At 34.6% G+C, this 19,834-nt stretch carries 19 protein-coding genes, 1 pseudogene and 1 riboswitch; of the genes and pseudogenes, 8 read left to right on the top strand and 12 right to left on the bottom strand.

Annotated features, from left to right (window positions below; translation table 11 throughout):
* Positions 1-107: 107 nt before the first annotated feature.
* Both pdxR and JFT89_RS04370 read left to right on the top strand, forming a co-directional pair.
* The gene (pdxR, locus tag JFT89_RS04375) at positions 108-1,550 is read left to right on the top strand and encodes a MocR-like pyridoxine biosynthesis transcription factor PdxR (protein WP_201039504.1); all 1,443 of its coding nucleotides are present in this window, start codon (positions 108-110) and stop codon (positions 1,548-1,550) included.
* Between the two features lie 80 nt (positions 1,551-1,630).
* Positions 1,631-2,071: a YaiI/YqxD family protein gene (locus JFT89_RS04370; RefSeq protein WP_201039503.1), complete on the top strand. Its 441-nt coding sequence runs from the start codon at positions 1,631-1,633 to the stop codon at positions 2,069-2,071.
* Between the two features lie 86 nt (positions 2,072-2,157).
* On the opposite strand, the gene JFT89_RS04365 is transcribed toward JFT89_RS04370, so the two are convergent.
* Positions 2,158-2,472, bottom strand: a complete 315-nt coding sequence (locus JFT89_RS04365) for a DUF3892 domain-containing protein (RefSeq protein ID WP_201039502.1) — start codon at positions 2,470-2,472, stop codon at positions 2,158-2,160.
* Positions 2,473-2,716: 244 nt separating this feature from the next.
* Here JFT89_RS04365 and JFT89_RS04360 point away from each other — a divergent pair, with 244 nt between their 5' ends.
* On the top strand, positions 2,717-3,589 hold the full coding sequence (locus JFT89_RS04360) for a hypothetical protein (RefSeq protein ID WP_201039501.1): 873 nt from the start codon (positions 2,717-2,719) through the stop codon (positions 3,587-3,589).
* Positions 3,590-3,747: 158 nt separating this feature from the next.
* Here JFT89_RS04360 and JFT89_RS04355 read toward each other — a convergent pair whose 3' ends face one another.
* From JFT89_RS04355 to JFT89_RS04330, 6 genes are all read right to left on the bottom strand, one after another.
* A complete protein-coding gene (locus tag JFT89_RS04355; RefSeq protein ID WP_201039500.1) occupies positions 3,748-4,572 on the bottom strand; it encodes a DUF2785 domain-containing protein in 825 nt (274 codons plus the stop codon).
* A gap of 275 nt (positions 4,573-4,847) precedes the next feature.
* Complete coding sequence (locus JFT89_RS04350) at positions 4,848-5,390, bottom strand: GrpB family protein (RefSeq protein WP_002066066.1); 543 nt, start codon at positions 5,388-5,390, stop codon at positions 4,848-4,850.
* A 49-nt stretch (positions 5,391-5,439) separates the two neighbouring features.
* A complete protein-coding gene (locus tag JFT89_RS04345; protein WP_033706943.1) occupies positions 5,440-6,102 on the bottom strand; it encodes a nucleoside/nucleotide kinase family protein in 663 nt (220 codons plus the stop codon).
* 144 nt (positions 6,103-6,246) lie between these two features.
* Positions 6,247-6,990 (bottom strand): metallophosphoesterase family protein, encoded by a 744-nt coding sequence (locus tag JFT89_RS04340; RefSeq protein ID WP_002013591.1) that lies wholly within the window; start codon positions 6,988-6,990, stop codon positions 6,247-6,249.
* Positions 6,991-7,003: 13 nt separating this feature from the next.
* On the bottom strand, positions 7,004-7,942 hold the full coding sequence (locus JFT89_RS04335) for an aminoglycoside phosphotransferase family protein (RefSeq protein ID WP_002066063.1): 939 nt from the start codon (positions 7,940-7,942) through the stop codon (positions 7,004-7,006).
* Between the two features lie 14 nt (positions 7,943-7,956).
* The gene (locus JFT89_RS04330; RefSeq protein WP_033706941.1) at positions 7,957-8,754 is read right to left on the bottom strand and encodes a VOC family protein; all 798 of its coding nucleotides are present in this window, start codon (positions 8,752-8,754) and stop codon (positions 7,957-7,959) included.
* Between the two features lie 99 nt (positions 8,755-8,853).
* Between JFT89_RS04330 and JFT89_RS04325 the strand changes: the two genes are divergently transcribed.
* Entirely contained in the window at positions 8,854-9,864 is a 1,011-nt protein-coding gene (locus JFT89_RS04325) for a sulfite exporter TauE/SafE family protein (protein ID WP_016095730.1), read from the top strand.
* A gap of 40 nt (positions 9,865-9,904) precedes the next feature.
* Here the strand turns inward: JFT89_RS04325 and JFT89_RS04320 are convergent, their stop codons facing one another.
* Entirely contained in the window at positions 9,905-10,354 is a 450-nt protein-coding gene (locus JFT89_RS04320) for a GNAT family N-acetyltransferase (protein ID WP_016095731.1), read from the bottom strand.
* Between the two features lie 384 nt (positions 10,355-10,738).
* Positions 10,739-10,931, top strand: a riboswitch (Lysine riboswitch).
* Positions 10,932-11,043: 112 nt separating this feature from the next.
* Here JFT89_RS04320 and JFT89_RS04315 point away from each other — a divergent pair.
* The 3 genes and pseudogenes from JFT89_RS04315 to JFT89_RS04305 all read left to right on the top strand — a co-directional run bounded on the left by JFT89_RS04315 (position 11,044) and on the right by JFT89_RS04305 (position 13,733).
* A complete protein-coding gene (locus JFT89_RS04315; RefSeq protein WP_201039499.1) occupies positions 11,044-12,510 on the top strand; it encodes an amino acid permease in 1,467 nt (488 codons plus the stop codon).
* Between the two features lie 114 nt (positions 12,511-12,624).
* Positions 12,625-12,930: an iron-sulfur cluster biosynthesis family protein gene (locus tag JFT89_RS04310; protein ID WP_002066055.1), complete on the top strand. Its 306-nt coding sequence runs from the start codon at positions 12,625-12,627 to the stop codon at positions 12,928-12,930.
* 33 nt (positions 12,931-12,963) lie between these two features.
* A pseudogene (locus JFT89_RS04305) lies at positions 12,964-13,733 on the top strand (DNA alkylation repair protein).
* 110 nt (positions 13,734-13,843) lie between these two features.
* On the opposite strand, the gene JFT89_RS04300 reads toward JFT89_RS04305, so the two are convergent.
* Positions 13,844-14,839: a hypothetical protein gene (locus tag JFT89_RS04300; RefSeq protein WP_201039498.1), complete on the bottom strand. Its 996-nt coding sequence runs from the start codon at positions 14,837-14,839 to the stop codon at positions 13,844-13,846.
* A 486-nt stretch (positions 14,840-15,325) separates the two neighbouring features.
* On the opposite strand from JFT89_RS04300, the gene JFT89_RS04295 reads away from it, so the two are divergent.
* Positions 15,326-16,090 carry a class I SAM-dependent methyltransferase gene (locus JFT89_RS04295; RefSeq protein ID WP_201039497.1) on the top strand — a complete coding sequence of 255 codons (765 nt, stop codon included), beginning with the start codon at positions 15,326-15,328 and terminating at the stop codon, positions 16,088-16,090.
* 82 nt (positions 16,091-16,172) lie between these two features.
* Here the strand turns inward: JFT89_RS04295 and JFT89_RS04290 are convergent, their stop codons facing one another.
* From JFT89_RS04290 to JFT89_RS04280, 3 genes are all read right to left on the bottom strand, one after another.
* Entirely contained in the window at positions 16,173-16,697 is a 525-nt protein-coding gene (locus JFT89_RS04290; RefSeq protein ID WP_016095735.1) for an NUDIX hydrolase, read from the bottom strand.
* Positions 16,698-16,828: 131 nt separating this feature from the next.
* Positions 16,829-17,350 carry a signal peptidase I gene (gene lepB / locus JFT89_RS04285; RefSeq protein ID WP_002137074.1) on the bottom strand — a complete coding sequence of 174 codons (522 nt, stop codon included), beginning with the start codon at positions 17,348-17,350 and terminating at the stop codon, positions 16,829-16,831.
* Between the two features lie 111 nt (positions 17,351-17,461).
* Positions 17,462-19,618 (bottom strand): peptidoglycan D,D-transpeptidase FtsI family protein, encoded by a 2,157-nt coding sequence (locus tag JFT89_RS04280; protein WP_201039496.1) that lies wholly within the window; start codon positions 19,616-19,618, stop codon positions 17,462-17,464.
* Between the last annotated feature and the right edge of the window lie 216 nt (positions 19,619-19,834).

The raw sequence follows: 19,834 nt of genomic DNA, 5'->3' as shown, positions 1-19,834 counted from the left end.
TATTTAGCATAGTAAAATTGGCTGGATATAACACCGTCCAATTGGCTGTTTTTTTACCCAGCCAATTTGTTATACTTAATGTATATAAGATTTGCGGAGGCGTTTGTATGGAATGGAAGCTAGATAACGACAGTAAAATCCCAATTTATCAGCAAGTTGTTGACTTTATTGAAAAACGTATTACATACGGAGAACTTCCCCCAGGTAGCTTCCTCCCTTCAGAACGGAAATTAGCTACGCAGTTAAATGTAAACCGAAGTACGGTAACAACTGCTTATAATGAACTACGTGCTATGGGAATTGTAGAAAGTACGACTGGTAAAGGTACACGTGTGAGTACACATATGTGGGGCGTTTCTCCAACATTAACGCCGAACTGGAGAGGTTTCGTAGAAGGTGGTACTTTTTTACCAAACTTACCGTTACTTCGCCATATTCGGGCAGAAGTACAACAAAATGAGAACATTATAGATTTCGCAAACGGAGAGCTCGGTTGTAATCTCTATCCTCACGATCAACTACAAACAATTTTGCGAGAACAACCGTTAACGCAGTCATTAAGTTACGATCATCCCCAGGGGTATCTCCCGCTAAGACAAGCGGTAGTAAAATATATGAAGGAATATTTAAAAGTTGAAGCGACCGAACAATCGATTATGATTACATCCGGCGCCCAACAAGCACTTCACCTTATCGTACAATGTTTATTAAATCCAGGTGATGCAGTCGCTTTCGAAAGTCCTTCCCACTGTTATTCATTACCGTTATTCCAATCAGCAGGTATTCGTATTTTCCCATTACCTGTCGATGAGCACGGTATTAATCCGGATGATGTGCAAGAGTTATATAGAAAGCATCGTATTAAAATGATCTTTTTAAATCCAAATTTCCAAAACCCTACTGGAACAATGCTTCATCCAAACCGTAGAAAAAAACTGTTATCACTTTGCGCAGACTTACGAATTGCGATTGTTGAAGATGATCCGTCCAGTTTACTTACTTTAGAAAATAAACAACCTTGCCCTACTTTGAAATCAATTGATGAAAACGGAACTGTCATTTATGTACATTCCTTATCAAAAATGATTGCACCAGGTTTACGAGTCGGCTGGCTTGTCGCCCCGCAGTCAGTAGTAGAGCGATTATCCGACGCACGGCACCAAATGGAATTAGGAATGAGTATATTCCCGCAGTGGCTTATGCAGCAATTTTTCGAAACTGTACCATTTCAGTCTCATATCGTACCGTTACGACAGCGGCTAGCAGAAAAAAGAGACATTATCGTCCGTGCCCTAAACGAACAACTTCACGATAAAATCTCTTTTTCAAAGCCTACTGGTGGTATTTACATATGGGGAAAATTAAACGAACCTATAAACGAAAAACAACTCATTATGCAAAGTTTAAAACAAGAAATCGCCTTTATGCCGGGTAGTATTTTCGGCGCGAAAGATGGTTATATTCGTTTATCTTACGGGAAGGTGAATATTGATCAAATTGAAGAAGGTATTTCTCGTTTGCGGGAGGCTATTTTAGTTTGTGAAAAGTAACTTATGATAAAGGGATCTCGTTTGACAAAACCTAAATCTACCATTATTATCAACACGAACCTATTCATAGGAGTGATAAAATGAAGATTTACGTTGATGCAGATGCTTGTCCTGTAAAAGATGTGATTATTTTTGAAGCTACGAATGCCGAAATCCCTGTTACGCTCGTTACTAGCTTTTCTCATTTTTCTAATGCTAAGCAGCCAGCAGGGGTGGAAACAATTTATGTTGATTCCGGAGCAGATGCTGCGGATTACCGGATTATGCAGTTAGCAAAAAAAGAAGATTTAATCGTAACGCAAGATTACGGTCTTGCTTCGCTAGCTTTAGCAAAAGGCTGTATCGTTCTACACCATAAAGGCTATAAGTATACGAATGAAAACATTGAACAACTATTACAAACACGGTATTTAAGTGCAATGGTTCGAAAAAGCGGCAAGCGTACAAAAGGGCCAAAACCATTTACAGCAGAAGATAAAGAGAAATTTAGAGAACTCTTTAAAAGTGTGATTGCACTTTAGAAATGAACCTTCTATTTGTAGGGAAAGCTTAACAAAGAAAAGAAGAGAATATCCAAATGAACATTCTCTTCTTGAGGCTTACCCGTTTAAAAAGACGGTAAATTATCTAAGTTATTTTCCTTTATACCATCCGGTTCACTACGTATAATATCCCTACCATACTTATGAAATACGTCCACATGAGCTAACTTCCCTGATTTCGCTTCATCAAGAGCAGTAATATAATCTAACTCTCTTCCACTACATGTTTTAAAAGCAATTAAATCACCTTCATCATTTTTACGAACGGCAACAATTTGTTCTGCTCCAGAATTGACTTCATGGTCTACTTCCAATTGAGCTTGCTCTTCTCCTTGATGTAAGTAATCATTATAAACTTTTTGAAAGTCTTTTTTGTCCATAAATTTCACCTCCAACACATTTTATTAGTATGGTTGTGAGGTGTTGGTTTTATGTACCTTTTTATTACCTTAACAAGTCTTTACTACTCCAAATAAAAAATACAGGTCATTTTTTGTAGCCTAATACAAATCTATTTATAGTTCCTTACCTTCTTAATTTAAGCTAAATTTAAGTGTTAATATTTTCCTGACAACTTTATAATTGATTATATCGAAACGAAACTTGAAATGGAGAATGGTTAAGATGAATATAGATATTAATCGTTTAACTGATATTTGTTTAGAGTATCAGCAATCTAGATTTTATGTTACTAGAATCCCTAAAGATTTCTTATCAATTGCCCAAAAACGTTTTTCTATACCAACGGATGACCAAGTTATTGCTTTTTTAAGTTGTAATTTATTTGGATCAGGAAAGTATGGTGTTTACTTTACAAGTTCAGGTCTATACTGGAAAAATTGGCTGTTAGGTAAAGGAAATATAAAATGGGATCAATTAAATAAAGTGCAACAAATTGAAATTGATAAAGATAGCTTTTTATCTTTTAATGCACAAAAAAACTTTAATATTAACGGAAGTGATTATCCTCCACTGTTATTTAAAGAATTACTTATAACTCTTACAAATTCATTCCAAAATTCAAAGCAAAATGATATACATCCAGTTATAAAAGTTGATGAGATAAAATCAATCTGTTCTTTGTTTGAGACGTACGATGAATTATTAGAACCTGATAATGGATTATTTGTAGATACTCATATTTCACACAAAAAGTTAAAGGAAATTGGAGCAAAATATATTATTCCAAAAGAAGAAAAAATCATTGCTTTTTTAGATACATCCATCCTTGGTAATTTGAGTAAGGGGTCGGACGGAGTATTAATTTGTGAATCTGGTATATATTTTAGAGAAACTTTTATACACTTGTATTTCCCATGGCATGTCTTTAGAAATACCCCTATTACTTTGACTTCAAGTGAATTAGAAATCGGAAAAGGAAACATATTTCATCTTCAACATGCTAGAATGCCTAGTCAAGAGATTCTATTATTCATCAAGAATTTAAAACAATATGTTAATACTTTATATGAAGAAAATCCGCAACTACATATTTAATACATTCGTTATTACATATAAGCTCGTGTATAGTTAAGTCTAAAATTTCAATTCAACTAAAAAAACCGATTATTTTTGTAGGGAACCTACAGGTATAATCGGTTTTTTAATCTTATTCTTTGCTTACATGCTCATTTATAATGGCATCTAGTGATTTTTTAATACCTACGCAAATCCTTCAAAGTCTCCAATATATCATCTGTAAAGGCTGTACTTCCCTCTGCCTCTAAAACTCTGAAATATAGACTTCTTAAGAAAGCTCTAATATTTTGTACTAAAATAGCATGCTGAGGATGTCGGATGTCTTCAACAATTGCTATACTATGTAGCCAGTTGCTCCACTCTTCTTCAGTTAAAAGATTTTGATTGCGTAACGACATAATTGGCGTTACTAATCTTTCATCCTCAAAGTGTATGTATACGTATTCACTCATACGAACTTTTTGACGAACAGCAGCTAGTATTGCATATGAAAACTCACGATTTTGTATTGTACGTGCTAAAGCATCTAGTGCATCTGCCGCATGTGCAGTTGAGTGTGCCCAACCTTTTCCTTCTACGTAACCTCTTACATCTTCTTCTAAATAGACATATTCCAGAACTTGTTCTGCTACACTGTACAGTTGTTCTTCAGATAACAATGGTTCTCTTTCATGAACAGATAAAATAAGTGGTGGAATTAAAACAGAGAACGCACGTTTAAAAACAGAATCTGTGCCCTTTTCACCAATTTTATAAAATAAATAATCAGGACTAATTGCTTGTAACATTAATCCTCGTAATTCTTTTTGTCTAAATACATCATTTGTAATCCATGTGTGAAGCGTACTGTATATCAAATCATCACGTAATTCAGCATCAGGTGATCCGATATAATCTAGCATCCACTGTGCATATGGATATGCGTCTACGTCTTCTGGCACAGCATAATTATTATTTTGAATTTGTTGTAATTCTTCTTTTAGTTCTAGTACTTCTGTCATTATATTCCCTGTCCCCTTTTTACGTTTTTTAACTTATTTTCGCCTTATCCCCTGTAATTTCCCTTATAAAATTAAGTCGACTTTTAATATAGTTTTAGTCCCTATCTTTCTATGAACTTGATTCAATTATATAAATTTCTCCCGAGAAATAAAAGGAAATACATTGGAACACAAAAGCTTCTCACTTTGTTTACATGCATTTCATGTAAGTTTAGGCTATAAAATAAAGTATTTTTTTCATTTGTATTCAAACGTAGTTACAATCAAAATTCAAATCATTTTAGAACTTGTTTAATAAATTCTGTTTTAGCTTTTGTGTATGCTTCTCTATCTTGATTACACTTTTTTGCTAACTCTTGCTTTAGATTTGAATAATCATAAACTAATTGTGGATTTTCTCGTAAGCGGTTACGAAATAAAAGTTGTTGCTCCCATCGTTCAGTTCCTTTAACCATCAAATGCAGATGAGCTACACGCCTATTATTCTTCACTTTCACAAAGAACCTTCTCCAAGGTCTTTCATCTAATTCCGGGCCTACATAATGCCAATCATATATAGCCAATTTTGCTGAAATATCGAGCACTCTATCAAATGAGTTTGTTTCAACCATTAGATCAATGATAGGTTTTGCAGGTAAACCAGGTATGGATGTACTTCCTATATGTATTACTTTGCTAATACCGAGAGGAGTAAGCAGTTCATAAAGTTGCTGTTCTTCATATCGGCCTTTATCTTGCCAATCAGGATTTGCATTAACTATCTCTACTGACTCATTCGCCCATACAGGCCAATCGTTCGGATTATCTTTTTTATCCACCCGACGCATCCCCTTTCACGAACTTTTTGCTATATAAACGATTTTAAATTCATTTAAATACAACTACCGGATCATCAAAATTACTATTCTGAAATATAACATTCGCACATTCTTTCGGATTATGCTCATCTATATACATCTTACAAGCCGCATGATATCTGTTTATAAACATTTTCTCTGCTTCTTCATAACTTCCAAAAGCCTCAGTCTCGCGCTCTGCACCACGTTTTCTCGCAATCCCAAAATCTGTATCTACGAAAATTTTATAGTCAAATAGATACTCAATTTCTTTTTTCAATAAAAATGTTCCATCTACTATTAGCACCATATTTGGCGAGGCCACTAGCGGCGTATTATATACAGGGATGTCCGTTATTAAGTTATGAGAAATCGTTTCATACTGTAAATTCCCGTTAGGTCCTAAAGGCTTTAATAGCCTTTCTTTAAAAGAGGTATAATCGTGTGCATCTTCATAATACCCTCTTGCAGACTCTTTTCCTTGTGCATAACGAATCACTCTCGGGTTATGAAAATCGTCAATGCTGGCGCGTGTTACTTGTACTCCCCGATTTTTCATTTCCTCTGCCAGTTCGTTTGCAAATGTTGTCTTTCCTGAAGCTGTAATACCACTCACTCCAACTCTTGTTGGATGGGTTAATTTTAACGTTAAAATATGATCAGCAATTTCTTTCATGTATTGTTTTCGGAGCATGACATTCCCTCCTATATATTGTTTACATAATATAATTGCAGTAAATTATATTTATCGCTATTTGTTGGTAAATCGATATATTTAAAAAAATCGTTGATATATTTTAAGTTATGATAGATATATTTTTATCGGTTTATATTTTCCTTATTTCCCCTTAAACCCTCGATATAAAGCCGTCCGTAACTCTTGTTTGTATTCTTCAATTTCTGGCATATCGAGTTCTTCTGCTAGCCTGATGGCTAGTTCAATATCATATGGTACACGTACGAGTTGAATCGAAAAGCTTGCTGCTTCTTTTTCATTGTATGTTCCTTCAAAAATTAAATAGGAAGCTTGTGTAATTTCAAGTGGATTACCTACACTACCAGCATTACATAACGTTTTCCCTCTAAAATTTTGCACATACGCCTGATGAACGTCACCGTAGCAAACGACATCTGGTTTTCTTTCCCCTTCTATATTCTCTGTGAGCTCACTATTTTCGAACATACTAATACGCTCTTCTCTTGTTGCATGTGGTTGAATTCTTTCATACAAACTTCTCGGTGAAGCGTGGAACATACGAATCAGTTTCCCACTCATATAAAACTCGATTGAAAATGGTAAGCTTCTTAAATACTCATTTTGTTCTTCTGACAATTGTTTTTGATGCCATTTTAACGCTTCAAATTCAGTCGGTTTTGTAATGAAATCATCCCAGTTTCCCATTACGGTTCCTTCACATTCTTTACGAACGATTTCAATTACTTCGCTAGAATGCGGACCTTTTCCTACTAAATCTCCAAGACAAATAATACGTTCAATTCCTCTTAATTTAATATCTTTCAGTACTGATTCTAATGCCGGAATATTACCATGTATATCTGAAATTACCGCAATTTTATCCAAATGAATCCCTCCGTTATTTATTGTTTATTATATCCTCATGTTGTGATTGATACCATTTTGGAATATAAGATGAAAAATGATTATGATCTTCTATAATTCGGTTCAATCTTTCTTTCATATCCTCTACTAAATGCGGTGTAGTTCGGTTTGTCCATACGATATCCGCTGGGAATGTCATCGCTGCATATAATGAATACAGTTTCCAAAAGTGGAGTGACGGATCGCCTCCGCAATAACCGTGAACTTGTCCAACCGCAAATGGTTTGCTTATTCTTGTAGTAAAAATCGCTACGTTATAAAAATCGTGTATTGGATCGCCAAAATCATATCCACCAAAATCGATAACGATAAACTCCTTATTGTGAATCATACTATTTGCTGGGTGGTAATCATCGTGTAAAAATGTGATAGGCCGATTTTTCAATAAGTCTTTATGATTTTCTACAAAGGTTAATACTGGCTTCAAATCCAGAAAATTCACCTCATAATCTGCTAATGCCTCTATGTACCTTTCATACTTATTCCACCTAGATATTTCCCATTTATTACTTGCACTTTCTCTTTCTATCGAGTGAATTCTCTTTAATATTTCTCCTGCTTTTCTTCCTGCATTATACTGTTCTTCCACCGATAGCTTGCTTAAGCTCTCTTCACCATTTACACCTTGGGTCCATTCAAATACTTGAACACATTTATTTAATCCCTCAAGTTTTATGAAATGAATTAACTTCGGCGTTGGAATATGTAATAACTCCAATTGTTTCATATACATATATTCTTCTTGTTTTCGTTCATAATTAGAAGAATCACACACTTTTACAAAATAAGTTTCTCGATTCTCTAGGTCAATTTTATACTTCTCTTCGTGTGAAAAACCTTTTGTAATTGCTGTACATTTTACAATACGTGACCACTCTAGTTTTCTTTCTATCTCTCTTAACATTTCTTCCACAAAACTCACCTCTATCAATATACGAACAAACTACCTAACACTTCATGCTCTCGTTTCTTTTCTCCTTTAAACTCCACTGCAAATGGATATTCGCCCTGGTTCTTCAGGCGATCTTGAACCAACCCTTCCCCAATCGGTTCACAAAACTGCACATGAACATCACCAAACGATACACTTTGACACTCAGCATTCCATTCTTCATTTTGTATGATTGAATTTGCAGTTAGCTCCATTACTTCTTTCCATTTCCGCACTGTTTCTCGAACATTTTTCACCGTATAATGAATCGTTTCAATTTCTTGTACTTTATTTTTATGTTCTGTGATCGTCCCTATTTTACGTAAATCGTTTCTTCTTTCTTCATCCGTTTCATTCCACTGTATAAAGAATGGTAATTTCGGTCCATTCTCTTCTTGCTTTACAAATAACATTTTCCATTCTAAAAGCCGACCATCTTTTCTCATCCGTTTCCCTTCAAATGGTCCTATCGTATGTAAGCCGTGCTTATTAAACTTATTTGCTAGTTCTTCAATTGCATCTGTTCGAATTGCGATTTGTAGCATCCCTTCTCCATTTTTTAATTTCACCACTGTTTCTTGTACTAATGGATTTTCCGCTTCTTTCGCTTTTTCTTCATGCTGAACTGCTAAAAATTCTATATATGATAAATCAAAATAACATAAACTATTCCAAGTACCCCAAGTCGTATGCTCACCGCCTAACGCTGTATGAAAACCTAGTGCCTGCATTTGTTTTGCCGCTTCCTCCGGTGTACCATGAACTGCGTGAACGAGATGATCAAATGCTAACATATTCTTTCTCCCCTTTCTCTCCATCCTTTTATTGTATATTTTATTTTTCTTTCATTCAATTCAAAAAGCCTTAAAACCCAGTTGATTTATATGATTAATATGTATTATAATGAAACAAATTTAATTATTGCTGATTGGAAAAACCAAAGGCACTTTTCTCATACGGGAAAAGTGTCTTTTTCATTTATTATTACAGGGGGATTATTTATGCAGAAATTAATTGTCTTTGCTATTATTGGATTTTTCGCTCAATTGATTGATGGCGCACTTGGTATGGCGTACGGGGTAACGTCTACCTCACTATTATTAATGTTTGGTATCGCACCAGCTGTAGCTTCCGCATCAGTTCATTTAGCTGAAGTCGTTACAACCGCCGCTTCTGGTGCATCTCATATCAAATTTGGAAACGTTGATAAATATACAGTTTCCAGACTTACATTACCAGGAGCAATTGGCGCATTTATTGGGGCATGTTTTTTAAGCAATTTACCTGGTGATGTAATTAAACCGTACATTTCCATATTTTTATTTACTTTAGGGGTTTATATTTTATTACGATTCATCATTCAAAAACAAATTGTTTCTTCAAATAAGCGTATGTCTGCTAAACAACTTGTACCACTCGGTCTGTTCGCAGGATTCGTTGATTCAACTGGCGGTGGTGGCTGGGGACCTATTACGACACCTGTTCTACTTGCAAGAGGAAATGAAGCTAGAAAAGTTATTGGATCTGTAGATACGAGTGAATTTCCTGTTTCACTCGCTGCAACGATTGGCTTTTTCATTTCACTTGGCTGGGAACAAGTAAGCTGGGTTTGGGTATTTTCTCTCATGCTCGGTGGTATTGTCGCTGCACCAATCGCCGCATGGCTAGTACGCATCGTTCCTTCTCATTTACTTGGCGTACTAGTTGGTGGCCTTATAATCTTTACGAATATTCGTACACTGCTTACTACATTTAAAGTAGATCCAACTATTATTTCACTTTCTTACGTTGCAGTTGGTCTTGTCGTTATTATATCTATTTTTATTGCTGTTCGTAATCATTCCAATCGTTCTAACGTATCGACAGCCGGCTATCCGAAAGATCAAAAACAAATGTTACCATAATTAATAATAATACCGCCCGATTTACTTCGAGCGGTATTTTTTATTTTTCTATTTTCCAATTGACCATCGTTTCAGTACTATTTACTCTTTTCATTTGTAATTTCTCTAATACACGAATAGAGCTATAATTATCAAGGAGTGTCTCCGCTATAATCGTTTCCACTTCCCTTGTTTGAAAAGCCCATTTCATTAATTCACTAACTGCTTCTGTTGCATACCCTTTATTCCAATATTTCTCAATAAATCCGTAACCAATTTCTACTGTATGTTGCTCATTCGGTTTCCCTTTAAATCCTATATCACCTAGAACCACATCATCCTCTTTCCGAATAACATACCACGGTCCCCACGGTAATGAAGCCACATCTCGTTTCACATTTTCTATATGCCCTACAATATGTGGGCCACTATTGTATCCTTGATTATCCGCAATTTGAATCCATTCTTCTGTACACGGTACTATATGTAATCTTTCCGTTTCTAATTTCATAATGATATCCCCTTTTCAATTAAACAATACCTCAATTTTACCAGAAATAAAAAGAATATTCATTCTATTTGTCGGATTTATACTTATTCTTTGAAACGAATTTAAGGAATAATCCCCTTCTGATAGTTATGTCGAATTATATTTTCTGAATTTTCTTTTAATTTTAAAGGGTTTTTCAATATTTTTTGCGAAACATTTGTATAACAATTTTTTCTTTGCTTATTGCTACATAATAGTAGGTTCGGGTGGAGTTATGCAAGCGTTTCCTATACAATAACCGATATTTTTTGACTTTTCCTAACAAAATTCCTTGCAATATATTCAGAAAGTCATTACAATTGCCATATATTAAATATCTTAGCAATATATAAATCCTCATCAATCCGATGAGGTAGAGGTTGCGACTTTTAAAAGTAAAATGGACGAGACACAGCGAATGTCACTGACTCCGTTTGAAAGGAAAAGTTGCCGAAGTTTATATTTCTTCTCTGGAAATATGAGCTGGGGCTGTCTCCGAAAGGAACAGAACTGTCACGTTTACAAAATTACCGTGTAAACGTGGTGTGCTATCTTAACGGAAGGGTATGATGGGGTGGTTATTTGTGAAACGTTCCGCCTAATTCCTTTGGCGGTTTTTTGTATTTTTCTCCCCCGCTCCTTCCTAACCTACAAGAAAAGGAGTGTTGAACATGAATAGCGCAACAAATCAATCTACCTCTAAAACGCAAACTACACAAGGACAAGGTGAATTAAAACGCGGATTAAAATCTCGTCACCTTACGATGATTTCTCTCGGTGGTACAATCGGTACCGGATTATTTCTTGCCAGTGGTGGTGTTATCCATTCAGCTGGTCCTGGCGGTGCATTAGTCGCATATGCCGCAATTGGAATTATGGTTTATTTTTTAATGACAAGCTTAGCAGAACTCGCAGCTTACATGCCTGTTACTGGATCTTTTAGCACTTATGCAACAAAATTTGTTGATCCATCACTTGGCTTTGCACTTGGATGGAACTATTGGTATAACTGGGCTATTACGATCGCTGCTGAACTAGCAGCCGTAACATTAATTATGAAATTTTGGTTCCCAGATACCCCTTCTCTTATTTGGAGTGGACTTTGTTTAGCTATTATTTTTCTCTTAAACTATTTATCTGTTAAAGGTTTTGGTGAATCTGAATATTGGTTCGCACTTATTAAAGTAGTTACTATTATTATCTTTTTAATTGTCGGTTTTATGATGATTTTTGGAATTATGGGCGGCGAATCTGTCGGCTTTAAAAACTTCACTGTTGCAGATGCACCATTTAATGGCGGCATCATGGCAATTATCGGTGTATTTATGGCTGCTGGTTTCTCATTCCAAGGAACTGAATTATTAGGAGTAGCTGCTGGTGAAACTGCTGATCCAGAACGCAATATTCCAAAAGCAATTCGTTCTATCTTTTGGCGCATTATATTATTCTATATTTTAGCAATTCTTGTTATCGGTTTATTAATTCCTTATACGACTGATAGCCTTGCAGCGAGTGATGTTACAGTAAGTCCATTTACACTAGTATTTGAAAAAGCGGGCGTTGCCTTCGCTGCTTCTGTTATGAACGCTGTTATTTTAACTGCAGTACTTTCTGCTGGTAACTCTGGAATGTATGCATCAACTCGTATGCTTTGGGATTTAGCTCGCCAAGGAAAAGCACCAAAGTTCTTAGGGAAATTAGATAGCCGCGGTGTACCTGTTAACGCATTAATCGCAACATCAGTAGTTGGTAGCGTCGCTTTCATCGCTTCTTTATTCGGTGACGGTGTTGTATACATTTGGTTATTAAATGCTTCTGGGATGTCAGGATTTATTGCTTGGGTAGGGATTGCTATTAGTCATTACCGTTTCCGTAAAGCTTATATTGCACAAGGGAAAGATTTGAAAAATTTACCATATCAAGCGAAATGGTTCCCGTTCGGTCCAATCTTTGCATTTACACTTTGTGTTATCGTTATTTTAGGTCAAAACTACGGAGCATTTACGGGTGCATCTATCGACTGGAACGGTGTACTCGTTTCTTACATTGGTTTACCACTCTTCTTAGTACTATGGTTAGGTTATAAATTTACTAAGAAAACGAAAGTCATTCCACTTGATAAATGTGAACTGAAATAAAGTAAAACGAGCAAACAAAATTGTTTGCTCGTTTTTTTAATGCAATGCTTCTCCCTTCCCTATTTCTCCTGTTTTTGCAATAATAGAGGAAATATAAATAAAGGTTGGGATTACATGAACATTCGTATTACTGATGAAGCAAAAGCAGCTATACATAGACTAGAACGTGAAGACAAAAAGATCATTCGTATTAGAGGCACTATGACAAACTCTTGCAGCATTTTTGTTGATGTTGATTTAATTTTTGATACATATAATGCGGATGATGTTGTATATGAAGATGAACAGCTTATTGTACAAATGGACTCATTCACGAAAGACTACACTGGTGATACGGTGAAACTTGATTATAAGACGACTGGCTTTAGTATAACGACGCCTAGTGAGACTTTGGTGTATGGATTGTCGATTAAAAAATAAACATTGTTTTCAACTGACCACTGAGGTGAAAAAATGGGTAAATATGTTCCGTTAAAATTTTTATTTAACAAAGAATTAGCAGAAAAAATGGCTGATTCTATTTCTAAACACGTTCCTAATTTCTCTAAAAAAAATTTGTAGATTCCGTAACATATAAAGTTGAAAATTTAGAGTTAAAGCAACGTATAGAAGTAATAGCAGATGAATTACACAATGCATTACAAAAAGATTTTAATGAAGCAATACATATATTACTGAAAACATTAGGACCAGAAAATACAACAGAAGTCGGCACATTTACAAAGGGTTATATGTATATGCCTATCGCAAAATACGTTGAAAAATATGGGCTTAACGATTTTGACTCCTCATTCAACGCAATGTATGAAATAACAAAAAGAAATACTGCTGAATATGCTATTCGTCCTTATCTTGAAAAATACCATGAAGAAACCTTGGACATATTGCAGCAATGGCTACGTGATGAAAACAGCCACATCAGGAGATTAGTTTCAGAAGGTACTAGACCAAGACTTCCTTGGGCAAAAAAAATAGGAGCTCTGAAAGGTGACTTCAGAAATAATTTAAAGCTTCTTGAGCCATTAATGAATGACCCTTCTAAGTATGTTCAAAAATCTGTAGCCAATCACATTAATGATATTACGAAAGAGGATAACGAACTCGTTTTTCAATGGTTGCAACAATTACTCGATAAAAACCATCCTGTTAATCCTTGGATTATGAAACATGGATTAAGAACGATGATAAAAAATGGCACTTTACCAAAAGATTTTTGTTTTTAAGTATTTTAAACAAAAACGCTTATACTTCAAAAATGAAGTATAAGCGTTTTTTCCTTTTGAATAAAGCAATTATAAACGTAAAAAGTGCTTTAAAATTCTTCTTTATACCTTTATTTTACTAGCTCTTCTATGTTATTATTTTTCTTGATTTTTTCTGATGATAGCCAGAGTGAATAACTTGTTCCATCCTTGTTCCTTAAAAATATGTTAAATTCCTTATTGTATAGTTCTTCTTTAAGAATAGTGACTACCTTTCTCAAATCCTCTATTACATATGAATCATTTCTATATTTTATCTCACTGTCATTGAAAACTAAAGTCAATTCATACTCTAGACAATTGCCGTCTTTCGGGTGTGAACAAGTAATATCTTCAATTCCAAAACGATCATTTTGAATTTCATTTTGAATTTCATTTAACCTTTCGCCTACTTTTGTTTCAGTTTGAATCAAATATGTCCAATAACCGCTTACGGTGTTTTTCATTGTCAAAAGCAGTTCTTCTTTCGTTATAGCTTTTTGCACATTATAAAAAGGTAAGCCTATAGATTCACCATTATAATCCTCAATTTCAAGTTTTGTTATCTTTCTATTACTCTTCTGAATGAATTGGATTAGAGCATATAAACGATCTAATTCTTTTGATTCAAATTGACTGTAATCAATCTTGTCACTCGTTTTTAAAGTTAATAATAACTTATCAGTTGGTTTTTCCTCTATATAATCATCATCCACTATATATTGAAAAACATTTTTATTTTCAGGTTCCACGTAACCTAATTTTTCAATTTCTTCTAGCATTGGTTTAAATTCCTTATATTCCTCATATGTTTTTTTCCCGTATTGATATTCATCACCTTTTATTGTTGAATATAAGATGCCATCTACCTCTACTCTAAATTGAATATTTTTGTTATTTTTCGCTTGAACAGTATGGTATGTATGTCCCATATTCCCTTCATGTATAGCACCCCAATCTGTTACAACCACATCAATTCCGTGCTTTTTTTTCACATATTTTTTCACCTGATCTTCATCTTCATAATTACAACCACTTAAACATAAGAAACACAACACTAGCAACATTACATTTTTCATTCTTTTCATCTAGCCCCTTACCCTTTTTTCCTAAAAACAAAATATTCCATATATAAACAATACTAAATTATCGAATGTTTTCAAACAATTAAAACGTTTTTATATTCAGTTTATATATCTATTTCTTGTATTAATAAAAATATCCCCATAGATAAGTACATCCAAAGGGATAAAACGGTTCCACTTTTTTATAAACAGTACGACTTTATTGTTATGTAACAGAAATGTGAAATATCATATTTCACAAAATATCTTGGCAAAATGCAGTTTCACTGTATAACCCCATCCAAAATTTGATCGTACTTTCACCTTCCCTAATAACTTCAAAGGATTTTCACTCGATACTCCCGAATATATAAATAACCATTCTCGCAAGGAGCTAATTTATATGAATCTATTCGAACACGAAACATAAAACCGTTCCACTTTAATAAGAGGTCCTCCCTTTTTCTTTTCTTACTATATCATTTATTAACGAAATAGGAGGATAACAATATGAAACGTGATCCATTATTTTCAGCACTATTAGAAAGTGCAAAGACTAACTTTAGCGGCTGGGATTTTTCTTTCATTTCAGAAACTGGCCGTATGAATAGCGAGCCCCTATCATGGTCATACGGTAGCACTGCTTTCCAGCTTATGCAACGTGCAAAATCAATGCTAGATATGGGGACTGGTGGCGGAGAGTTTTTATCTATGTTACAACCGTTCCCGTCAACTATTTATGCGACTGAGGGCTATGCTCCGAATGTCCCAATTGCACGAAAGAAATTAGAACCTTTAGGAGTTATAGTCGTAGAAGTAACTGATGATACTGCTTTACCATTTCAAGATGGTCAGTTTGATTTAATTGTGAATCAACATGAATCCTATTCTGCTTCTGAAGTGAAAAGAAGTCTTTCCATCAATGGAACATTTCTTACACAACAAGTCGGTGGTCTTGATTGTGCGGAACTTAATGAGCAGTTTGGCACACCGCTGAATAGCGAATTTTCAAGTTGGTCACTCAAAACGGCATGTAGTGAATTAGAACAAAATGGATTTACTATTTTAGAAGCGAAAGAAGAATTCCCTCTTCAGCGTTTTTATGATGTCGGTGCTGTTGTCTACTACTTACAAGCAATTCCGTGGCAAATTCCTGATTTTACAGTAGAAAGCTATAATGAGGAATTGTATCGCATACATGAAATCATCTTGCAAAAAGGATATTTTGATGTGAAGCAACATCGTTTTATGATTAAAGCGATTCATGTAGAGTAAACTTTGAATTAGAATTCCTTGCAAAAAAGCCAAATTCTTTATTGGAATTTGGCTTTTTCTTATTATTTTAACGCATCTTATCCTATTGAGAAATGAGATGTTTTTCATATCGTTTTTTCGTATCATCTTCTGCCAAAACAGCAGTTGTGTACTCAATAATATTCCGATTATCATACGTAAATATATGATCTAAATTGTTGTCCTCTTTTAATAATATCGGTAAATATCTTTGCAAATTGCTAACTACACCTCTATTATCACCATCTAATATCCAATCAATTGACTTCCATTCTAATATACCTTCATCAGTGCTTACTGGCGTATCAATATGTACTTCATCACGTAAATCAGCAAGGAATACATACATTCCCTCTCTATCCTGAGGCTCGTCTTTAACTTTAAAAATAACATTCCCTTTATACGTTGCACTATGAAGCTCTATACCCGTTTCCTCAAACGTTTCTCTAATTATTCCTTCATATGGCGTTTCATTATCCTCGATTTTCCCTCCAACGCCATTCCACATTCCCATTGTTGGCTTTTTGTTTCTATTTAAAAGGAGTATGTTATCCCCTTTTCTAATGAAGCATATTGTGTACTTATACATATCGTCAGATCCTTTCTATTTCCTAACCGTTAACTTGAAAATATCATCCTCTTTATAGGAGCACCTGCGGATTAAAAGTTACTTCTAATTCATTGATTGTTTTTTGATGAAAATAAAATAAAAATACTAAACTAGTCTAGTATTTTCATTTTTGAAAAAGGATAATATATAAATTCCACCTTGCCAATAACGTTATCTTCTTCAATATAACCTAAACCATTTCGACTATCCTTACTATGTTCACGATTGTCTCCCATTACAAATAACTTATTTGGCGGAATCTTTGTCTTTTGAAAGTTGTAAAACACTTGTGTATTATTATATAAATCTTTATTTATATAAGGTTCATCTTGCTTTTTGTCATTTACGTATACTGTTCCATTCGTTATGTTAATTACGTCACCAGGAAGTCCTATTACGCGTTTCACATAATATTTCGACTCATCCTCTTCCTTAATAATGACGATTTCTCCGTGCTGTAAGCTAGAAAAATGTACAGCGGCTTTATTTACAAATACGTAGTCTTCTTCATGTAAAGTTGGCTGCATTGATTTTCCTTCCACTTTACATAGAGTGAAAGACTGGTACGTTACTACTAGGACAAATATAAATAGTATGTACTTTCCCCAACCTCTCTTAATCTTCTCTTTCATATCCATTCCCACCTTATCAAAACACTTTTCAACTCAAAAATATATCACTGCACCTGTTCATTTGCGCAGTGATATACTACAATTTGAAGTTTTTTACTGTTCCTTACTCGGCTATTGTGCTACTGGGACTGGACTTGCACCCGATCTCTGCGTTTTTAAGTCAAAATATGCATCCAAAACCTCTTTACCAATTGCAGAATTAATACCTGATTTATCATTATTTACCCATGGCACAACAACAGAAAAAGCAACTTCCGGATCAGCATCATATGGCGCATACCCGGCGAGAGTTAAATTATAACATTTTTTTCGATAGTTGTTTTCATCTCTTCCAATATCACTTTCTCCACCGTACACTGTTTCTGCTGTTCCTGTTTTCCCAGCCGGTTTATAAGGTAATTCTTTAAAAGTTCCAGTACCTGTCCCATCAGCCTCTTGGAAAACCCTTCTAAATCCTTCTTTCACATGATTTATATATGACAGATCCATATCCACTCGATTTAACACAACTGGTTCCATCGATTGCATAACTTTCCCGACTTCCTCTGGTCTATTCGGTTGCTCTCTAATTTCTTGTACAATTTGTGGTTTCATTCGGTAACCACCATTTGCAATCGTTGACATATATTGCGCAAGCTGAAGCGGCGTATATGTATCATATTGTCCAATGGCATAGTCAAGTAAAAAACCAGGTATATCATCTGTTCTACCCATTTGACCAATCGATTCATTTGGAAGGTCAATACCGGTTGGTACACCTAAACCAAATTGTCTAAAGTAATAGCGCATTTTATTGAATGTTTCTTGCTTAATATCTAACGGATTGTTTGGTACATAATCAATACCTGCCATTTTTAAAGCTGTATTAAACATATATACGTTCGATGACACTTGCAAAGCTCTTAAATCATCAATATCTCCAAATTCTTTCCAAGATTTCTTCGGCTTCGAACTTCCTTTAAAGTACATTGGTGCATCAAAGAAATGCGTATATGGCTTAATCACCCCTGCTTGATATCCAGCTAATAACGTAGCTCCTTTCACCGTTGATCCTAACTCGTAAGAACTTATCATCGTTCCTAAAGCGTAGTCTTCTATTTGCATCCCGCCATCTTTATTTACAATTTTCTTTCCTGCTAATGATAGAATTTGACCATTTTTCGGATTCATCATAACGACGAATGCACGATCCATCATCGGTTCAGAAGAATGAAATGCCCTTAAATTCCTTTCAAGACTTTCCTCCACCTTTTTCTGTAAATCCATATCAACTGTTAACATTAAATTATTTCCACTTTTTCCTTTTGTCACTTTTTCAGTCCGAATAATATTTCCAGCTTTATCCGTAATATTTTTAGACTGTTCTTTCGTTCCATGTAACACATCTTCGTATTGTTTTTCGATGTAACTCTTACCAATACGATCATTTCGGTTATAATCTCGCACTAAATAATAGTCTAATTGCTCCCTTGGTAATCCCTCATTCTCAGTAGAAACACTACCAAGTACAGAACGTAGTATTTTATCATTAGGATATTCTCGCTCCCAATCCACAGTCGTATCTACGCCTGGCAAGATCGATAATCTTTCACTCACTACTGCATATTCATTTTGACTTACATCTTTTTTGACGATTTGTGGCGTCATTTTATATCCCGCATTCATTTTGCTTTTAATTGCTAGTACTTCTATATCCTCTTTCGAAAGCTCGTTTAATTCTTCTTGTGTAATTCTTTCTCGTCTCAACTCTTCTACTTTCTTATCTAAGTCTTTCCCTTCTATTTCCTGTTTCCTAAATTTACTCTCATCTTCTTTCGTTACTTTTGTTGCTGCACGTTTTTCATTTAACTGCATCCAAAAGTCTTTTTTATCTGTCTCTGTTAACTTGTCCATATCTTCTTGCGGCATTTCAATTAGCTGTGCTAAATTTCTTGCCACTATTAAAACCTCTTTTGAGTCCACTCCTTTCATCTTCGTATATGTAACGGTTCGTAACGGTTTATTATTTACAATAACTTTCCCTTCCCGGTCAAACATCTTCCCTCTCGGAACTGGAGTACTCACCGTTACATCTTCCTTTTTATTCACTTCATTTCGATACGTTTCTCCGTCAATGATTTGTACTTTACCTAATTGAATAATAATAGCTGAAAATAAAAGAAAAACGATAAAAAATAGTACATTTAACCGAAACGGAATATGAGTCTTTTTCTTTTTCGACTGTTTCTGTTTCTCCTTTTTCTGTCTCATTTTGCTCCCTCGCTTCATTCTATTAACATTTCTACGCATGAATCATTATGTATTAAATTTATTTATATGCTATATATAGAATTTTATATTAATTACAAAAGAAATAAAAGATTTAATTTTCAGTTTTTGATTTTCTCATCCTATTTATTACCATTCCCCTTATACGCAATAACATGAATATAATTCATACAAAAAAACTGAGGTGGACATCATTCACCTCAGTTTCTTTACGAA

It is taken from the genome of Bacillus sp. TH25, assembly GCF_016650935.1.
In the GTDB taxonomy this organism is placed as follows: Bacteria; Bacillota; Bacilli; order Bacillales; family Bacillaceae_G; genus Bacillus_A; species Bacillus_A mycoides.
Note: the sequence above shows the minus strand (reverse complement) of the source record. Positions and strands in the feature narration are given on the sequence as shown.